Source organism: Mesorhizobium loti (assembly GCF_013170705.1).
Lineage (GTDB): Bacteria > Pseudomonadota > Alphaproteobacteria > Rhizobiales > Rhizobiaceae > Mesorhizobium > Mesorhizobium loti_D.
Map to the genome: position 1 here is coordinate 167,434 of NZ_CP033334.1, position 14,661 is coordinate 182,094.

At 63.8% G+C, this 14,661-nt stretch carries 11 protein-coding genes; 5 read left to right on the forward strand and 6 right to left on the reverse strand.

Going from position 1 to position 14,661, the window contains the following annotated elements; all coding sequences use genetic code 11:
* The first annotated feature begins 277 nt into the window (after positions 1–277).
* The gene (locus EB815_RS00785) at positions 278–1,165 is read left to right on the forward strand and encodes a phosphotransferase family protein (RefSeq protein WP_056570409.1); all 888 of its coding nucleotides are present in this window, start codon (positions 278–280) and stop codon (positions 1,163–1,165) included.
* The gene (locus EB815_RS00790) at positions 1,162–3,603 is read left to right on the forward strand and encodes a GcvT family protein (protein ID WP_056569639.1); all 2,442 of its coding nucleotides are present in this window, start codon (positions 1,162–1,164) and stop codon (positions 3,601–3,603) included. Before EB815_RS00785 ends, EB815_RS00790 begins: the two co-directional genes overlap by 4 nt.
* 95 nt (positions 3,604–3,698) lie before the next feature.
* Here EB815_RS00790 and EB815_RS00795 read toward each other — a convergent pair whose 3' ends face one another.
* Positions 3,699–4,331, reverse strand: coding sequence for a class I SAM-dependent DNA methyltransferase (locus EB815_RS00795; RefSeq protein WP_056569636.1), 633 nt, complete (start codon positions 4,329–4,331; stop codon positions 3,699–3,701).
* Between the two features lie 105 nt (positions 4,332–4,436).
* Here EB815_RS00795 and EB815_RS00800 point away from each other — a divergent pair, with 105 nt between their 5' ends.
* Positions 4,437–5,339 carry a phosphotransferase family protein gene (locus EB815_RS00800; RefSeq protein ID WP_056569633.1) on the forward strand — a complete coding sequence of 301 codons (903 nt, stop codon included), beginning with the start codon at positions 4,437–4,439 and terminating at the stop codon, positions 5,337–5,339.
* A 72-nt stretch (positions 5,340–5,411) separates the two neighbouring features.
* Here the strand turns inward: EB815_RS00800 and EB815_RS00805 are convergent, their stop codons facing one another.
* The 3 genes from EB815_RS00805 to EB815_RS00815 all read right to left on the reverse strand — a co-directional run bounded on the left by EB815_RS00805 (position 5,412) and on the right by EB815_RS00815 (position 8,136).
* Entirely contained in the window at positions 5,412–6,335 is a 924-nt protein-coding gene (locus EB815_RS00805; protein WP_056569630.1) for a DMT family transporter, read from the reverse strand.
* A 171-nt stretch (positions 6,336–6,506) separates the two neighbouring features.
* Positions 6,507–6,767, reverse strand: a complete 261-nt coding sequence (locus EB815_RS00810; protein WP_065005410.1) for a hypothetical protein — start codon at positions 6,765–6,767, stop codon at positions 6,507–6,509.
* 88 nt (positions 6,768–6,855) lie between these two features.
* Entirely contained in the window at positions 6,856–8,136 is a 1,281-nt protein-coding gene (locus EB815_RS00815) for an amidohydrolase family protein (RefSeq protein WP_056569625.1), read from the reverse strand.
* 205 nt (positions 8,137–8,341) lie between these two features.
* On the opposite strand from EB815_RS00815, the gene EB815_RS00820 reads away from it, so the two are divergent.
* Entirely contained in the window at positions 8,342–10,096 is a 1,755-nt protein-coding gene (locus tag EB815_RS00820) for an ABC transporter ATP-binding protein (RefSeq protein WP_056570407.1), read from the forward strand.
* A 167-nt stretch (positions 10,097–10,263) separates the two neighbouring features.
* Here the strand turns inward: EB815_RS00820 and ilvD are convergent, their stop codons facing one another.
* Positions 10,264–12,108, reverse strand: a complete 1,845-nt coding sequence (gene ilvD, locus EB815_RS00825) for a dihydroxy-acid dehydratase (protein ID WP_056570405.1) — start codon at positions 12,106–12,108, stop codon at positions 10,264–10,266.
* A 259-nt stretch (positions 12,109–12,367) separates the two neighbouring features.
* Here ilvD and EB815_RS00830 point away from each other — a divergent pair, with 259 nt between their 5' ends.
* On the forward strand, positions 12,368–12,835 hold the full coding sequence (locus EB815_RS00830; RefSeq protein WP_056569621.1) for a VOC family protein: 468 nt from the start codon (positions 12,368–12,370) through the stop codon (positions 12,833–12,835).
* A 188-nt stretch (positions 12,836–13,023) separates the two neighbouring features.
* Here EB815_RS00830 and EB815_RS00835 read toward each other — a convergent pair whose 3' ends face one another.
* A complete protein-coding gene (locus EB815_RS00835) occupies positions 13,024–14,616 on the reverse strand; it encodes a peptide chain release factor 3 (protein WP_056569618.1) in 1,593 nt (530 codons plus the stop codon).
* Between the last annotated feature and the right edge of the window lie 45 nt (positions 14,617–14,661).

Genomic DNA, 14,661 nt, shown 5'->3' on the forward strand with positions numbered 1-14,661 from the left:
AAATCCGTTGATCGACAGGCGTTTCGGAGCTGCAACGGGAGGGCGATGGCAGAGCCGCAACTCACTGGCCGGGCAGTCTCGAACGTGCCTGGCGCAAGGAATTTTCAGATCCGCGGGGGCGGATGCCGGGATCAAAAACCTGGCCAAGGGGCTCGTCGGTGCGGTGCGGGATACCGATCCTGGCGTCCCGCACCGGCGAGATTATTTGCGCTTCTCCCCGCCGTCGCTGCGCTGTCCATGGCGCCTTGTCGAAGCCCAGCAAACCAGGGATGATCCCGTGATTGCCGAAGACCGCATCCGTGCCCTGCCCTGCTGGACCGGCGCCATCGAGATCGCCCCGCTGCCCGGCGGCCTGAGCAACGCCAATTATGTAGTCAGCGACGGTGCCGGACGGCATGTCGTGCGGTTCGGTCAGGACTACCCATTCCACCATGTCTTCCGCGAACGCGAGGTGATGACCGCGCGCGCGGCCCACGCCGCCGGTTTCGCGCCGGCGGTCCATTACGCCGAACCGGGCATCATGGTGACGGCGTTCCTTGGCGCCAGGACCTATCTTGCCGAGGACGTGCGCGCCAATCTCGGCCGCGTCGCGGCCTTGATGCGCGGCTTCCATCGGGAGATGCCCAACCATATTTCCGGCGCCGGCTTCATGTTCTGGGTCTTCCACGTCATTCGCGACTACGCGCGCACGCTCGAGGAAGGCGGCAGCCGCAAGCGCGGTGACTTGCCACGGCTGCTGACGCTGGCAGACGAGTTGGAGCGGGCGCAGAAATTGCTGCCGATCGTCTTCGGCCACAACGACCTTTTGCCGGCAAACATTCTCGACGACGGCAGCAGGCTGTGGCTGATCGATTTCGAATATGCCGGCTTTAACACGGCGATGTTCGACCTTGCCGGCGTCGCTTCGAACGCGGGCATGAGCGACGAGGAATCCTTCGCCTTCCTGACCGCCTATTTCATGAAGGAACCAGACGATGCGATCCGCCGCTCGCACGCCGCCATGCAATGCGCCTCGCTGTTGCGCGAGGCGATGTGGAGCATGGTGTCGGAACTCTATCTCGACGCGCCAGGCATCGACTACGTCGCGTACACCGAAGAAAACCTGGTGCGGCTCGACGCGGCGCTGGAAAACTACCAGACAAAATACGGGATCCTGAAATCATGACCTTGCCCAGCCAGGCCGCCATCGTCGTCATCGGCGGCGGCATCATCGGCTGCTCGACGGCCTATCATCTCGCGCGCGATCACAAGGCCGACGTCGTGCTGCTCGAACAGGGCAAGCTGACCTCGGGCTCGACCTGGCACGCCGCCGGTCTGGTCGGGCAATTGCGCTCGTCGGCATCGATCACCCGGGTGCTCAAATATTCGGTCGACCTCTACAAGGGACTGGAAGCTGAAACCGGTCTTGCCACCGGCTGGAAGATGACCGGCTGCCTGAGGCTCGCCACCAATGCCGACCGCTGGACCGAATACAAAAGGCTGGCGACGACGGCGAAGAGCTTCGGCATGGACATGCATCTTTTGTCGCCGGACGAGGTCAAGGCGATGTGGCCGCTGATGGAAACCGGCGATCTCGTCGGCGCCTCCTGGCTGCCGACCGACGGTCAGGCGAGCCCTTCCGACATCACGCAGTCGCTGGCCAAGGGCGCGCGCATGCATGGCGCGAAGCTGTTGGAGGATGTCCGCGTCACCGGTTTCGAGATGAAGGGCGGCCGCATCACGGCCGTTAAGACCAATCAAGGCGACATCGCCTGCGACAAGGTGGTGAACTGCGCCGGCCAATGGGCGCGGCAGGTGGGCGCCATGGCCGGCATCAATGTCCCGCTACAGCCGGTGAAGCACCAATACATCATCACCGAGAAGATCGATGGACTGGCGACCGACGCGCCGACGCTGCGCGACCCCGACCGGCGCACCTATTTCAAGGAGGAGGTCGGCGGGCTGGTGATGGGCGGCTATGAGCCCAACCCGCAGGCATGGACGACGGGTGACGTGCCCGACGACTGGGAATTCCGGCTGTTCGACGACGACTACGACCATTTCGAACAGCACATGACACAGGCGATCGCGCGGGTGCCGGCGCTGGAAACCGTCGGCGTCAAGCAGATGATCAACGGACCGGAAAGCTTTACGCCGGACGGCAATTTCATTCTCGGCACGGCACCCGAATGCGCCAACATGTTCGTCGGCGCCGGCTTCAACGCCTTCGGCATCGCGTCCGGCGGCGGCGCCGGCTGGGTGCTGGCGCAGTGGGTGGTCGACGGCGAGGCGCCGCTCGACCTGTGGGTGGTCGACATCAGACGGTTTTCCGCCCTGCACCGCGACCGGCAATGGGTGTGCGAGCGCACGCTGGAGGCCTATGGCAAGCACTATACGATCGGCTTCCCGCACGAGGAATATGCCAGCGGCCGGCCGCGCATCATCTCGCCGCTCTACGACAGGCTGAAGCAGCGGCGCGCGGTATTCGGCTCCAAGCTCGGCTGGGAGCGGCCGAACTGGTTCGCGCCCGAAGGCGTCGAGCCACACGACATCTATTCCATGGGCCGGCAGAACTGGTTCGCGGCGGTCGGCGACGAACACCGGCATGTGCGCGAGCATGTCGGCATCTTCGACCAGTCGTCCTTCGCCAAATACGAGCTGAGCGGACCCGATGCGGCCAAGGCGCTGGACTGGATCTGCGCCAACGATGTCAGCAAGCCGGTCGGCCGGCTGACCTACACCCAGCTTCTCAACACGCGCGGCGGCATAGAGGCCGACCTGACCGTGGCGCGGCTGGCCGAGGACAAATTCTATATCGTCACCGGCACCGGTTTCCGCACGCATGACGCCTCCTGGATCCGCGACCATATCGACGAGGGCCTCGATGCCAACCTGACCGATGTCACCGAGGAATTCGGCACGCTGTCGCTGATGGGACCGCGCGCCCGCGATGTGCTTTCCGCGGTGACCGAGGCCGATGTGTCGAACACGGCATTCCCGTTCGGCCATGTGCGCGAGATCGCCATTGCCGGCCACACGGTGCGGGCGCTGCGCGTCACTTATGTGGGCGAACTCGGCTGGGAATTGCATGTGCCGATCGCGGCCACTGGTGAAGTCTTCGACGCATTGACGGCGGCGGGCGAGAAGCACCGCATCCGCCCGGTCGGCTACCGGGCGCTGGAATCGCTGCGCCTGGAAAAGGGCTACCGCGCCTGGGGCTCCGACATCACGCCCAACGACACGCCGCAGGAAGCCGGGCTCGGCTGGGCGGTCAAGCTGCGCAAGAACACCGATTTCGTCGGACGGCGCGCGCTCGAGAAACTCGATGGCATGCCTTTGAAGAAGCGCTTTGCCGGCTTCACGGTCGACAATCCGGAGATCGTGCTGCTCGGCCGGGAGACCATCCTGCGCGATGGCGAGCCGGTCGGTTACCTGACCAGCGGCGGCTATGGCTACACGATCGGCAGGAATATCGGCTACGGCTATGTGCGCAACGGCGACGGGGTGAGCGACGATTTCCTCGCCTCGGGCGACTATGAACTGGTGGTCGCTATGGAGCGGACGCCGGCCAAGATCCATCTCGAGCCGATGTACGATCCAGCGGCGGAGAGGGTAAAGGCCTAGATAAGGTTCATCGGTTCACGGAAACGCCGAACCGCCTCTTTGTGTTGACGCAATTCCCAAGGGAAAACAGCGACACGGTTTTTCCTGGAATTGCTTCAGTTTACCCGCAGGACAAGGCCCCGGCTGGGCACGGTGTCGGCCTCGCCTGGCATGGAGACGTAAGGGCGTGTCTCCTCGGCGCGGGTGACGATGCCTTGCGCCTCGAGTTCGGCGATGCGCGCTGCAAAACCCTGATCCCACAGCGTGTTCTTGACCGTCAGCACGATCACCCCGCCGGGCCGGCAGATGCGGATCAGGTCGTCCAGCCCTTCGACGCCGACATGGCCCGAGGTGAAGACGCCGGCCGAAACGATTCCGGCATAGGCATTGTCGGCAAAAGGCAGCCTACCGCCAAGCGCGAGGCAATGCAGCGCGGAATAAACCCCTTTGCGGGCGGCCTGATCCAGCATGCCTTGCGAGATGTCCAGCGCCTCGACTTCGGGATAGCCCGCAATGTTCAACCATTCACCGATGAGCCCGGTGCCCGCGCCGGCATCGAGCAGCGGCGCCAAGCCACGCGGCAGATGGCGGGCGAGCAAGGCGAGGCAGATCGTCGGATGGCGATAACCGGCGGCTGACATGTCGGCGTCATAGGTCTGCGACCAACGGTCATAGAGGGCGGCCACTTCCTCTGGCCGCTTCGACGCGTAGGCGGCGCCGAGTGCCCCATGATGTTTGCCGTCCACCATCGCCGTTCCGCCAGCCGCTCTCTTGCTCACCACGATCGGATGATAGCCAAACGGCGAAAATTGTGGAACCGTTGCGATGAGAAATAATCGCGTGGGGGCGCAGGCATGGTGACAGACGAGGCGCGGGCAGAACTTGCCGCCATTCCGGTGCTGGCCGACTATGCCGGACCACTGGACCGGCTTGGCGGCCTCACCAATCTCGTCTTCAAGGCCGGCGACTTCTGCCTGCGCATTCCGGGCAAGGGCACCGAGGAATACATCAACCGCGCCAACGAAGCGGTGGCGGCGCGCGAGGCGGCAAAGGCCGGCGTCAGCCCCGAAGTGCTGCATGCCGACGCCGGCACCGGCGTGATGGTGACGCGCTTCATCGCCGGTGCGGAAACGATGTCACCGGAGAAATTCAGGGAACGGCCGGGCAGCCCCGCCCGCGCCGGCGAAGCGTTCCGCAAGCTGCACGCGTCCGGTGCGGTGTTTCCTTTCCGCTTCGAACTGTTCGCGATGATCGACGACTATCTCAAGGTCCTGTCGACCAAGGACGTCGCCCTGCCCGCCGGCTATCATGACGTGGTTCGCGAGGCCGGGAGCGTGCGCTCGGCGCTGGCCACCCATCCCCTGCCGCTCGTCGCCTGCCATTGCGATCCGCTGTGCGAGAACTTCCTCGATACGGGCGAGCGGATGTGGATCGTCGACTGGGAATATTCGGGGATGAACGACCCGCTCTGGGATCTCGGCGACCTCAGTGTCGAAGGCAAGTTCGACGCTACGCAGGACGAAGAGCTGATGCGCGCCTATTTCGGCGGCGAGGCGAAACCGGCGGAGCGCGGACGTGTCGTCATCTACAAGGCGATGTGCGACCTGCTGTGGACGCTGTGGGGGCTGATCCAGCTTGCCAACGACAATCCCGCCGACGATTTCCGTGCCTATGCCGACGGCCGCTTCGCGCGCTGCAAGGCGTTGATGGAGACGCCGGAGTTTTCGCGGCATCTGGCGGCAATACGCCGGGGTTAGCCCCGCAATCCGGATTTAAATCTTATCCGTGCCGCCGTCCCAGGAACGCCGCGCACTTTTGGGCGACAGGCGTCAATTCACACCCTTCGGCACATTTTCGGGCGGCACCGTGGTGTCGACCACCTTTTGGCGGTGGAAAATGAAGATGCCGGCCAGAACGACGATGGCGGAGCCGATCAGGATGCGCGGGCCGGGGACGTCACCGAAGAACACCAGTCCGAACACCACGGCCCATAGCAGCAGCGTGTAGTGCAGCGGTGCCAGCGTCGAGGCCGGCGCCAGCTTCAATGCCCTGGTGATCATCAGATGGGCGGCACAGGAGACGATGCCAAGCAGGAGCATGGCGCCGAAATCGAGCGCCGACGGTGTCCGCCACGCGCCGATGGTCAGCGCGCCGCCGACCAGCAACGTGCCGATCGTCTGCCATGTCACAAGGTTGGTGTCGCTGGTGCCGCGCAAACGCCGGTTGAGGATGATGGCGAAGGCAAAGGCGATGCTGCCGACGAGGGCGAAGGCCGAGGATAGCGAGAACGCCTCCGAGGACGGCTTCAGGATGATCAGCACGCCGCAGAAACCGAGCAGGATCGCCAGCCAGCGCCGCCAGCCGACCTTCTCGCCCAGCAGCAGGTGCGACAGCGCCGCAACGTAGATCGGTCCGGCCATGTAGAAGCTCATCACGTCGGCGAGCGGGAGATAGACGACCGCGGCGTAGAACAGCCCGGTATCGGCCGTGGTCGCGAGCACGCGCAGGAGTTGGAGGATAGGCCGCTCCAAGTGGAAAAGCTTTGCGGGGCCCTGGTTGGCGATCATCGGGCCGAGCACGATGAAGGCGCCGACGGAGCGGATCAGCACCACCTGACCGACGGAGAAGCTTGCGACCAGCCATTTGCCCATCGCATCGTTCAGCGCAAACATGAAATCGCCGGCCAGCATCAGCAGAATGCCGGCCAGAAGAACGTTCCTGATTGTGGAATTCTGCGCCACGGGCTGCGTCATGCCGATCCCGATTCCTCCCTCGCGTAGAGCATTCCTGTGGAAAGACCGTCTTATACTTTCCTGGAATTGCTCCAGGCCGCGTCGTAGACGGAAGCGGCGGCTTTGACGAGGAGAAATCCCGAAATCGGCAAGGCCAGCACCGGGAATCGGCTGGCTCTGGCCCGTCCCAACCTACTTCGGTTGCGGCCTGACGATGATCGGCCGATAGATCACCGGCCGGTTCCAGGGATCGAAGTCCGGCGTGCTTCTCAGTTCCGCGCGGCGATCGAGATCAATGCGCTGCAGGCATTCGGCGAACGCGTCATTCTTCTTGAGAAAACCGTAGGACCGGCATTTCGCTTCGTCGGCGGCGCGTCGATCCTCCGCCGACATCGTCGTGCAGCCGGCGCAAAGCGCCGTCAGCGCCATCGCCACAAGAGTCTTGCGCCACATGGAACCCTCCTCGATTAAAAGTGGAGGATCACTGTAGACTTATTCGCGGACGGGCAAAGCGGCGAAGCTTGATGCAGATGCTGGCGTCCTATTGGGCCTGATGCCTGCGGTTCACCGCCGCCGGCCTGCCAGGCAGGGAAAGCCTGGTATCCTGCCTTGTCCGTTCCGCCACCACCTTGCCCCTGGCGATGACGCAAATGCGCTCGGCGCGCAGGCGCAGGGCCTCGATCGGATTGCCTGCGTCGAGGACGACGAGGCTGGCGCGCTTGCCGACGGCCAGGCCCAGATGATCCAACCCCATGATGGCGGCGTTGACGTTGGTAACCATGTCGAAGCAGCGCGCCATGTCGGCCGGGCTCGACATCTGGGCGACGTGCAGGCCCATGAAGGCGACGTCGAGCATGTCGGCGGTGCCCAGCGAATACCAGGGATCGAGCACGCAATCCTGGCCCCAGCCGACGCGGATGCCGAGCGCCTGCATTTCCTTGACACGGGTCATGCCGCGCCGCTTCGGAAAAGTGTCGTGGCGGCCCTGCAGCATGATGTTGATCAGCGGGTTGGGGATGGCGGAAACGCCGGCCTCGGCGATCAGGGGCAGAAGTTTCGAGACATAATAGTTGTCCATCGAATGCATCGAGGTGAGGTGCGAGCCGGCCACCCTGCCCTGCAGGCCCAGGCGCTGCGTTTCATAGGCCAGTTGCTCGATGTGGCGCGACAGCGGGTCGTCGGTCTCGTCGCAATGCAGGTCGACCATCAGGCCGCGTTTTGCCGCGATCTCGCAAAGCTCGGTCACCGAGCGCGTGCCGTCCGTCATGGTACGCTCGAAATGCGGAATGCCGCCGACGATGTCGACGCCCATGTCCAGCGCGCGGATGGTGTTTTCACGCGCCTTCGGCGAGCGGTAAAAGCCATCCTGCGGAAACGCCACCAGTTGCAGGTCTATGTAAGGGGCAATGGTTTTCTTGACGTCGAGCAGGGCCTCGACGGCCAGCAAACGGTCATCGCAGACATCGACATGGGTTCGGATGGCGAGCAGGCCCATCGACACCGCCCAGTCGCAATAGGCGAGCGCCCGGTCGCGCACCGCCTCATGCGTCAGCAACGGCTTCAGTTCGCCCCACAATGCAATACCTTCGAGCAGCGTGCCCGAGGCATTGATGCGCGGAATGCCGTAGGACAGCGTTGCATCCATATGAAAATGCGGATCGATGAAGGGCGGCGAGACCAGATTGCCGCGGGCGTCGACCTCGGTCCGGGCGGAACTTTGCAGTTTGGGCTCGATCGCCGCGATCGTCTCGCCGCTGATGCCGATATCGGCAATCCCGCCATCCGGCAGCGTGCCGCCACGAACGATAAGGTCGAAATCCATCTGTCGTCATCCCGTTCCAGAATCACCCAGCCATGGTGGCGTAAAAGACAGCTTGCCGCAGCCGTTTCTTTCGGCGATCGCGAAAGGTTTCCTCCCGCGGCAACTCCCTCTATAAGCCGCCTCTCGTCCACGCTGCGATCGGCTTCGGACTCAAGGCCATAGTCGCAAACCATGGAAGTCCCGTGTGAACTTCAACTTGCCGTTCCTGAAACGCGACGAACGCTCGATCGAGAACCAGCGCCTTATCGTGCGGCTGGTCAAAGAGTCCTTCGGACAGCATAAGTTCGGATACGGCGCCGCCATCCTGTCGATGCTGGTGGTGGCTGGCATGACGGCTGCAAGCGCCTGGATCCTGCGCGAAATCACCAATGAATTCGTGATCGACAAGCGGATCGACCGTGTCAACATGATTGCCGGCGCGGTCGCCGGGATCTTCATCCTCAAGGGCCTCGCCAATTTCGTCCAGGCCTACTTCATGAGCCGGGTCGGCAATGCCATCATCGCCGACCGGCAGCGCAAGATCTACGACCGCATCCTGGCGCAAGGCATCGAATTCTATCATTCGACCTCGTCATCCGACCTGATCACCCGCATTACCAACAATGCCCAGGCGGCACGCAACGTGCTCGACCTGATCGTCACTTCCTACGTCCGCGATCTGGTGACCCTGCTCGCCTTGATTGGCGTCATGATCTGGCAGCAACCGGCACTGTCGCTGATCTGCTTCGTCGTCGGGCCGCTGGCCATCTACGGCGTCAATCGCATCCTGAAGCGTGTGCGCAAATTCGCCGCCATGGAGTTCCGCTCGGTCGGCCAGATCATTCAGGTGATGCAGGAAACCGCGATCGGCGTGCGCGTGGTCAAATCCTTCAACCTCGAAAGCTTGATGCGCAAGCGCATGTACAAGGCGGTGGCGGACGTCGAGGATCGGGCCAACAACATCGCCGCGCTGGAAGCGGTGACCAGCCCGGTGATGGAGACGCTGGCAGGACTGGCGATCGCCGGGGCCGTCATGGTCAGCGGCTTCCTGGTCCTGCAGGGCGGCCAGATGCCTGGCAACATCATGGCCTTCATCGCGGCGCTGCTGCTTGCCTATGAGCCGGCAAAGCGGCTTGCGCGCGTGCGCATCTCGCTGGAAAGCGGCATTGTCGGCGTGCGCATGATGTTCCAGCTCGCCGACGAACCGCTGACCCTGGCCGAGAAACCGAGCGCGACGCCGCTTCGGGCCGGACCAGGCGAGATCCGGTTCGATGCCGTCAGCTTCGCCTATCAGAACGGCCCGCCGGTTCTCGACGGTTTCGACCTGACCTTCGCGCCCGGCAAGATGACGGCGCTGGTCGGCCCGTCCGGCGGCGGCAAATCGACGATCCTCAACCTGATCATGCGCATGTACGACCCGAAGAGCGGCAAGGTGCTGCTCGACGGCCAAGACATTTCGCATGCGACGCTCGCCTCGCTCAGGGAAAAGATCGCCTATGTCAGCCAGGACACGTTCCTGTTTGCCGGTACGATCATGCACAACATCCGGCTCGGGCGAGAGGGCGCGACCGACGACGAAGTGATCGCCGCCGCCAAGGCCGCCAACGCCCATGACTTCATCAAGGCGCAGGCGAAAGGCTATGAGACCGATGTCGGCGAGAATGGCGGCCTCTTGTCGGGCGGCCAGCGCCAACGCATCTCGATCGCACGCGCCATGCTGCGCAATGCCGAAATCCTGCTGCTCGACGAGGCGACCAGCGCGCTCGACGCCGAATCCGAAGCGCTGTTCCGCGAAGCACTGCAGCAACTGACCGAAGGGCGCACGACGATCGTCATCGCCCACCGCCTGTCGACCGTGCACCAGGCCGACACGATCGTGGTGCTGGAAGCCGGCAAGGTGGTGGAGAGCGGGCCACATCGTGCGCTGCTCAATCAGGGCGGGCTTTACCAGAAGCTGTATGAGTATCAGCTGATGCCGTGAGGGCCCTTTCCTTCTCCCCTTGTGGGAGAAGGTGGCCGAGCGAAGCTCGGCCGGATGAGGGGGTGCTCCAGCTTGGCAATGATGGCGATCTGTCACCCACCCCTCAACCGTCTCGGCGCTGCGCGCCGATCCACCTTCTCCCACAGGGGGAGAAGGAAGAATCGCTCTTACTCCGGCACGTGGCGCACCGCGCCCTTGTCGGCGCTGGTGGCGAAGGCGGCGTAGGCGCGCAGCGCGGTCGTCACCTTGCGCTTGCGCTTTTCCTCCGGCTTCCAGGCCAGGGCGCCCTTGGCCGCCATCGCCGCGCGGCGTGCCTCAAGCTCGGCCTCGCTGACGGCCAGGCGGATGGTGCGGTTGGGAATGTCGATCTCGATCGTATCCCCTTCCCTGACCAACCCGATCGTGCCGCCTTCGGCGGCTTCGGGCGAGACATGGCCGATCGACAGTCCCGACGTGCCACCGGAGAAGCGGCCATCGGTGACCAGGGCGCAGGCCTTGCCGAGGCCCTTCGACTTCAGATAGCTGGTCGGATAGAGCATTTCCTGCATGCCGGGACCGCCACGCGGTCCCTCATAGCGGATGACGACGACATCGCCGGCCTTGATCTCGTTGGACAGGATTGCCTTGACCGAAGCGTCCTGGCTTTCGAACACCCGCGCCGGGCCGGTGAATTTCAGGATCGACTCGTCGACGCCCGCCGTTTTCACGATGCAACCGTCGAGCGCCAGATTGCCCTTCAGCACGGCAAGACCGCCATCCTTCGAAAACGGCGTCTTTGCGGAACGGATGACGCCCGTCTCACGGTTGGTGTCGAGCTCGTCCCAGCGCCGGTCCTGGCTGAAGGCGACCTGCGTCGGCACGCCGCCGGGCGCGGCGAGGAAGAGATCGCGGACATTCTGGCTGGAGGTGCGCGAAATATCCCAGTGATCGAGCGCCTCGCCGAGGCTGGCCGTATGCACCGTCGGCAGGTCGCGGTTGATCAGCCCTGCTTCGTCGAGCTGGCCAAGGATCGCCATGATGCCGCCGGCGCGGTGGACGTCTTCCATGTGCACGTCGGACTTTGCCGGGGCCACCTTGCAGAGCACGGGAACCCGCCGCGACAGCCGGTCGATATCCTCCATGGTGAAGTCGACCTCGCCCTCATGCGCGGCGGCCAGGATGTGCAGCACCGTATTGGTCGAACCGCCCATGGCGATGTCGAGCGTCATGGCGTTCTCGAAGGCGCCCTTCGAAGCGATGCTGCGCGGCAGTGCCGTCTCGTCATCCTGTTCGTAGTAGCGCTGGGCGAGATCGACGACGAGATGGCCGGCCTCGACAAACAGGCGCCTGCGGTCGGCATGCGTCGCCAGCGTCGAGCCGTTGCCCGGCAGCGACAGGCCGAGAGCCTCGGTCAGGCAATTCATCGAATTGGCGGTGAACATGCCCGAGCAGGAACCGCAGGTCGGGCAGGCCGAGCGCTCGATGACCTTGACGTCCTCGTCGGAGATCTTGTCGTCGGCGGCCGCGACCATGGCGTCCACCAGGTCGAGCGCCTGCGCCTTGCCAGCCAGCACCACCTTGCCGGCTTCCATCGGTCCACCGGAGACGAACACGGTCGGGATGTTGAGGCGCAGCGAGGCCATCAGCATGCCGGGGGTGATCTTGTCGCAATTGGAGATGCAGACCATGGCGTCGGCGCAGTGGGCGTTGACCATGTATTCGACGGAATCGGCGATCAATTCGCGCGACGGCAGCGAATAGAGCATGCCGTCATGGCCCATGGCGATGCCGTCATCGACGGCGATGGTGTTGAACTCCTTGGCGACGCCGCCGGCCTTCTCGATCTCGCGCGCGACCAGCTGGCCGAGGTCCTTCAGATGGACATGGCCCGGCACGAACTGGGTGAAGGAATTGACCACGGCGATGATCGGCTTGCCGAAATCCGAGTCCTTCATGCCGGTGGCGCGCCACAGGCCGCGGGCGCCGGCCATGTTGCGGCCGTGGGTGGTGGTGCGGGAGCGATAGGCAGGCATGTTTTTTCCTTGGTGGCTGGCCGCGGCCAAAGCGTGGCGCGGCGGAGCTGAATTTGGATCGCAGGCGTTATAGCCGCCAGAGCTTGGTCTGGCCACATTTTTGCGATGCGCCAGATTCCGCCGAAAAACGAGAATCGACGAAAAATCGGATGCCGCTGTCGGATTGCGCGGCGCACGGCCGTCCTTGGGTAGACGGCACGGAAATGGCACCATTCTCGGGGTCAGCCGTTTCACTGCAGAAGCAAGCGAGGAGCACGACATGCAAAAGATCACCACCTGCCTGTGGTTCGACGGCCAGGCCGAAGAGGCGATGAACCACTATGTGTCCATCTTCAAGAATTCGAAGGTGCTGAGCGTTCTGCGCTGGCCCAAGGGACATGCCAATGAGGGCAAAGTGCTGATGACCACGTTCGAGCTCGACGGCGTGCCGTTCCAGGCGCTCAATGGCGGGCCGCAATTCAAGTTCAACGAGGCGATGTCACAGTCCATCGACTGCAAGACGCAGGAAGAGGTGGACTATTTCTGGGAAAAGCTCACGGAAGGTGGCGAGCCGGGCGTCTGCAGCTGGCTGAAAGACAAGTTCGGCGTCTCCTGGCAGGTCGTGCCGGAGCAATTGCCGAGGCTGCTTCTCGATCCAGACCGGGCCAAGGCCGGCCGGGTCATGTCGGCGATGATGCAGATGGGCAAGATCGACATCGCTAAGATCGAAGCAGCGGCCAAAGGGTGAGAAGCAGTCCGCGTAGCGGACGAAAAGCCAATTGCTTGGCTTTTCGAGCTTAGGCTGAACACCCGAAAGGCGGGGAGCCATTCGGAGGGCGGAGGCGCATCTCAGCCGCTAATCCTTGAGATTTGCGCTGTCCCTCATCCCCCTTCGGGCACCTTCTCCCCGTGAACGGGGGAGAAGGAAGAATGCGCTCACGCCGCCTTGTCGCGGACCTGGTAGTCCTTGATCGTGGCGAAGCGGATTGCCTTCCAGCGTTCCGCTTCGTAGTTCAGCGAGAAGGCGTGCTGGGCGAGGAACACCGGATCGTTATCGAGGTCGCGGGCGATGTCGCCGCGATGCGCCTCGATGAAGCGCAAGACTTCCGCCTTGTCGTCGGCCGATATCCAGCGGCAAACGGAAAAGCGCGACATCTCGAATTCGACGGGCAGCGTGTATTCGAAATTCAGTCGCTCCTTCAACACGTCGAGCTGCAGCGCGCCGACGACGCCGACGATGGCCGGCGAGCCGTCCTCGGGCGAGAACAGCTGGACGACGCCTTCCTCGGCCATCTGGTGCAGCGCTTCCTTGAGTTTCTTCGCCTTCATCGCGTCGCCGAGGCGGACGCGGCGCAGGATCTCCGGTGCGAAATTCGGCACGCCGCGGAACAGTATCTCCTCGCCTTCGGTCAGCGTATCGCCGATGCGCAGCGTGCCGTGATTGGGGATGCCGACGACGTCGCCAGCAAAGGCTTCGTCCGCCGTGACGCGAGTGCGGGCAAAGAAGAATTGCGGCGCGGACAGGGACATCGGCTTTCCCGTGCGAACCAGCTTGGCCTTCATGCCGCGCTCGAGCTTGCCCGAGCAGACGCGAACGAAAGCGATACGGTCGCGGTGATTGGGGTCCATGTTGGCCTGGATCTTGAAGACGAAGGAGGTCATCTTGTCCTCCGTCGCCTCGACGGTTCGCGTATCGGCGTCCTGCGCGCGCGGCGGCGGGCCGAAGGCGCCGAGCGCCTCGATCAGGTCGCGCACGCCGTAGTTACGCAGCGCCGAGCCGAAATAGACCGGCGTCAGATGGCCCTCGCGGAAGGCATCTATATCAAGAGGTCGGCAAGCCTCCCGCGCGAGCTCCAGCTCCTCGATGAAGGCCTCGCGCTCGTTTTCCGGCAGCAGGCCGGCGACGCGGTTGGAATCGGGACCGTTGACCGGCGTGCGCTCCTTCTCGTCGTCGCCCTTGCGCACCGCGTTCAGCGCCAGGTGATAGGTGCCGGAGAACGTCTTGCCGCGGCCGATCGGCCAGGTGATGGGGGCCGTGTCCAGCGCCAGCTTCTGCTCGATCTCGTCCAGGATCTCGAACGGGTCGCGGCTTTCGCGGTCCATCTTGTTGACGAAGGTGATGATCGGGATGTCGCGCAGCCGGCAGACCTCGAACAGTTTCAGCGTGCGCGGCTCGATGCCCTTGGCGGCGTCGATGACCATGACGGCCGAGTCGACCGCCGACAGCGTGCGATAGGTGTCGTCGGCGAAATCCTCGTGGCCGGGCGTGTCGAGCAGGTTGAAGACATTGTCCTCATATTCGAACGTCATCACCGAGGTGACGACCGAAATGCCGCGCTCGCGCTCTATCTTCATCCAGTCGGACCGGGTCTGGATGCGGTCCTTCTTGGCCTTGACCTCGCCGGCAAGCTGGATGGCGCCGCCGAACAGCAGCAGCTTTTCGGTGAGCGTGGTCTTGCCGGCGTCGGGGTGGGCGATGATCGCGAAGGTGCGGCGGCGCGCCACTTCCTCTGGTATTGTTTCGGGCATTCTCTGGGATTTCCGTGTGACAGGCCGGGCTTCTAGCAGCGCAGT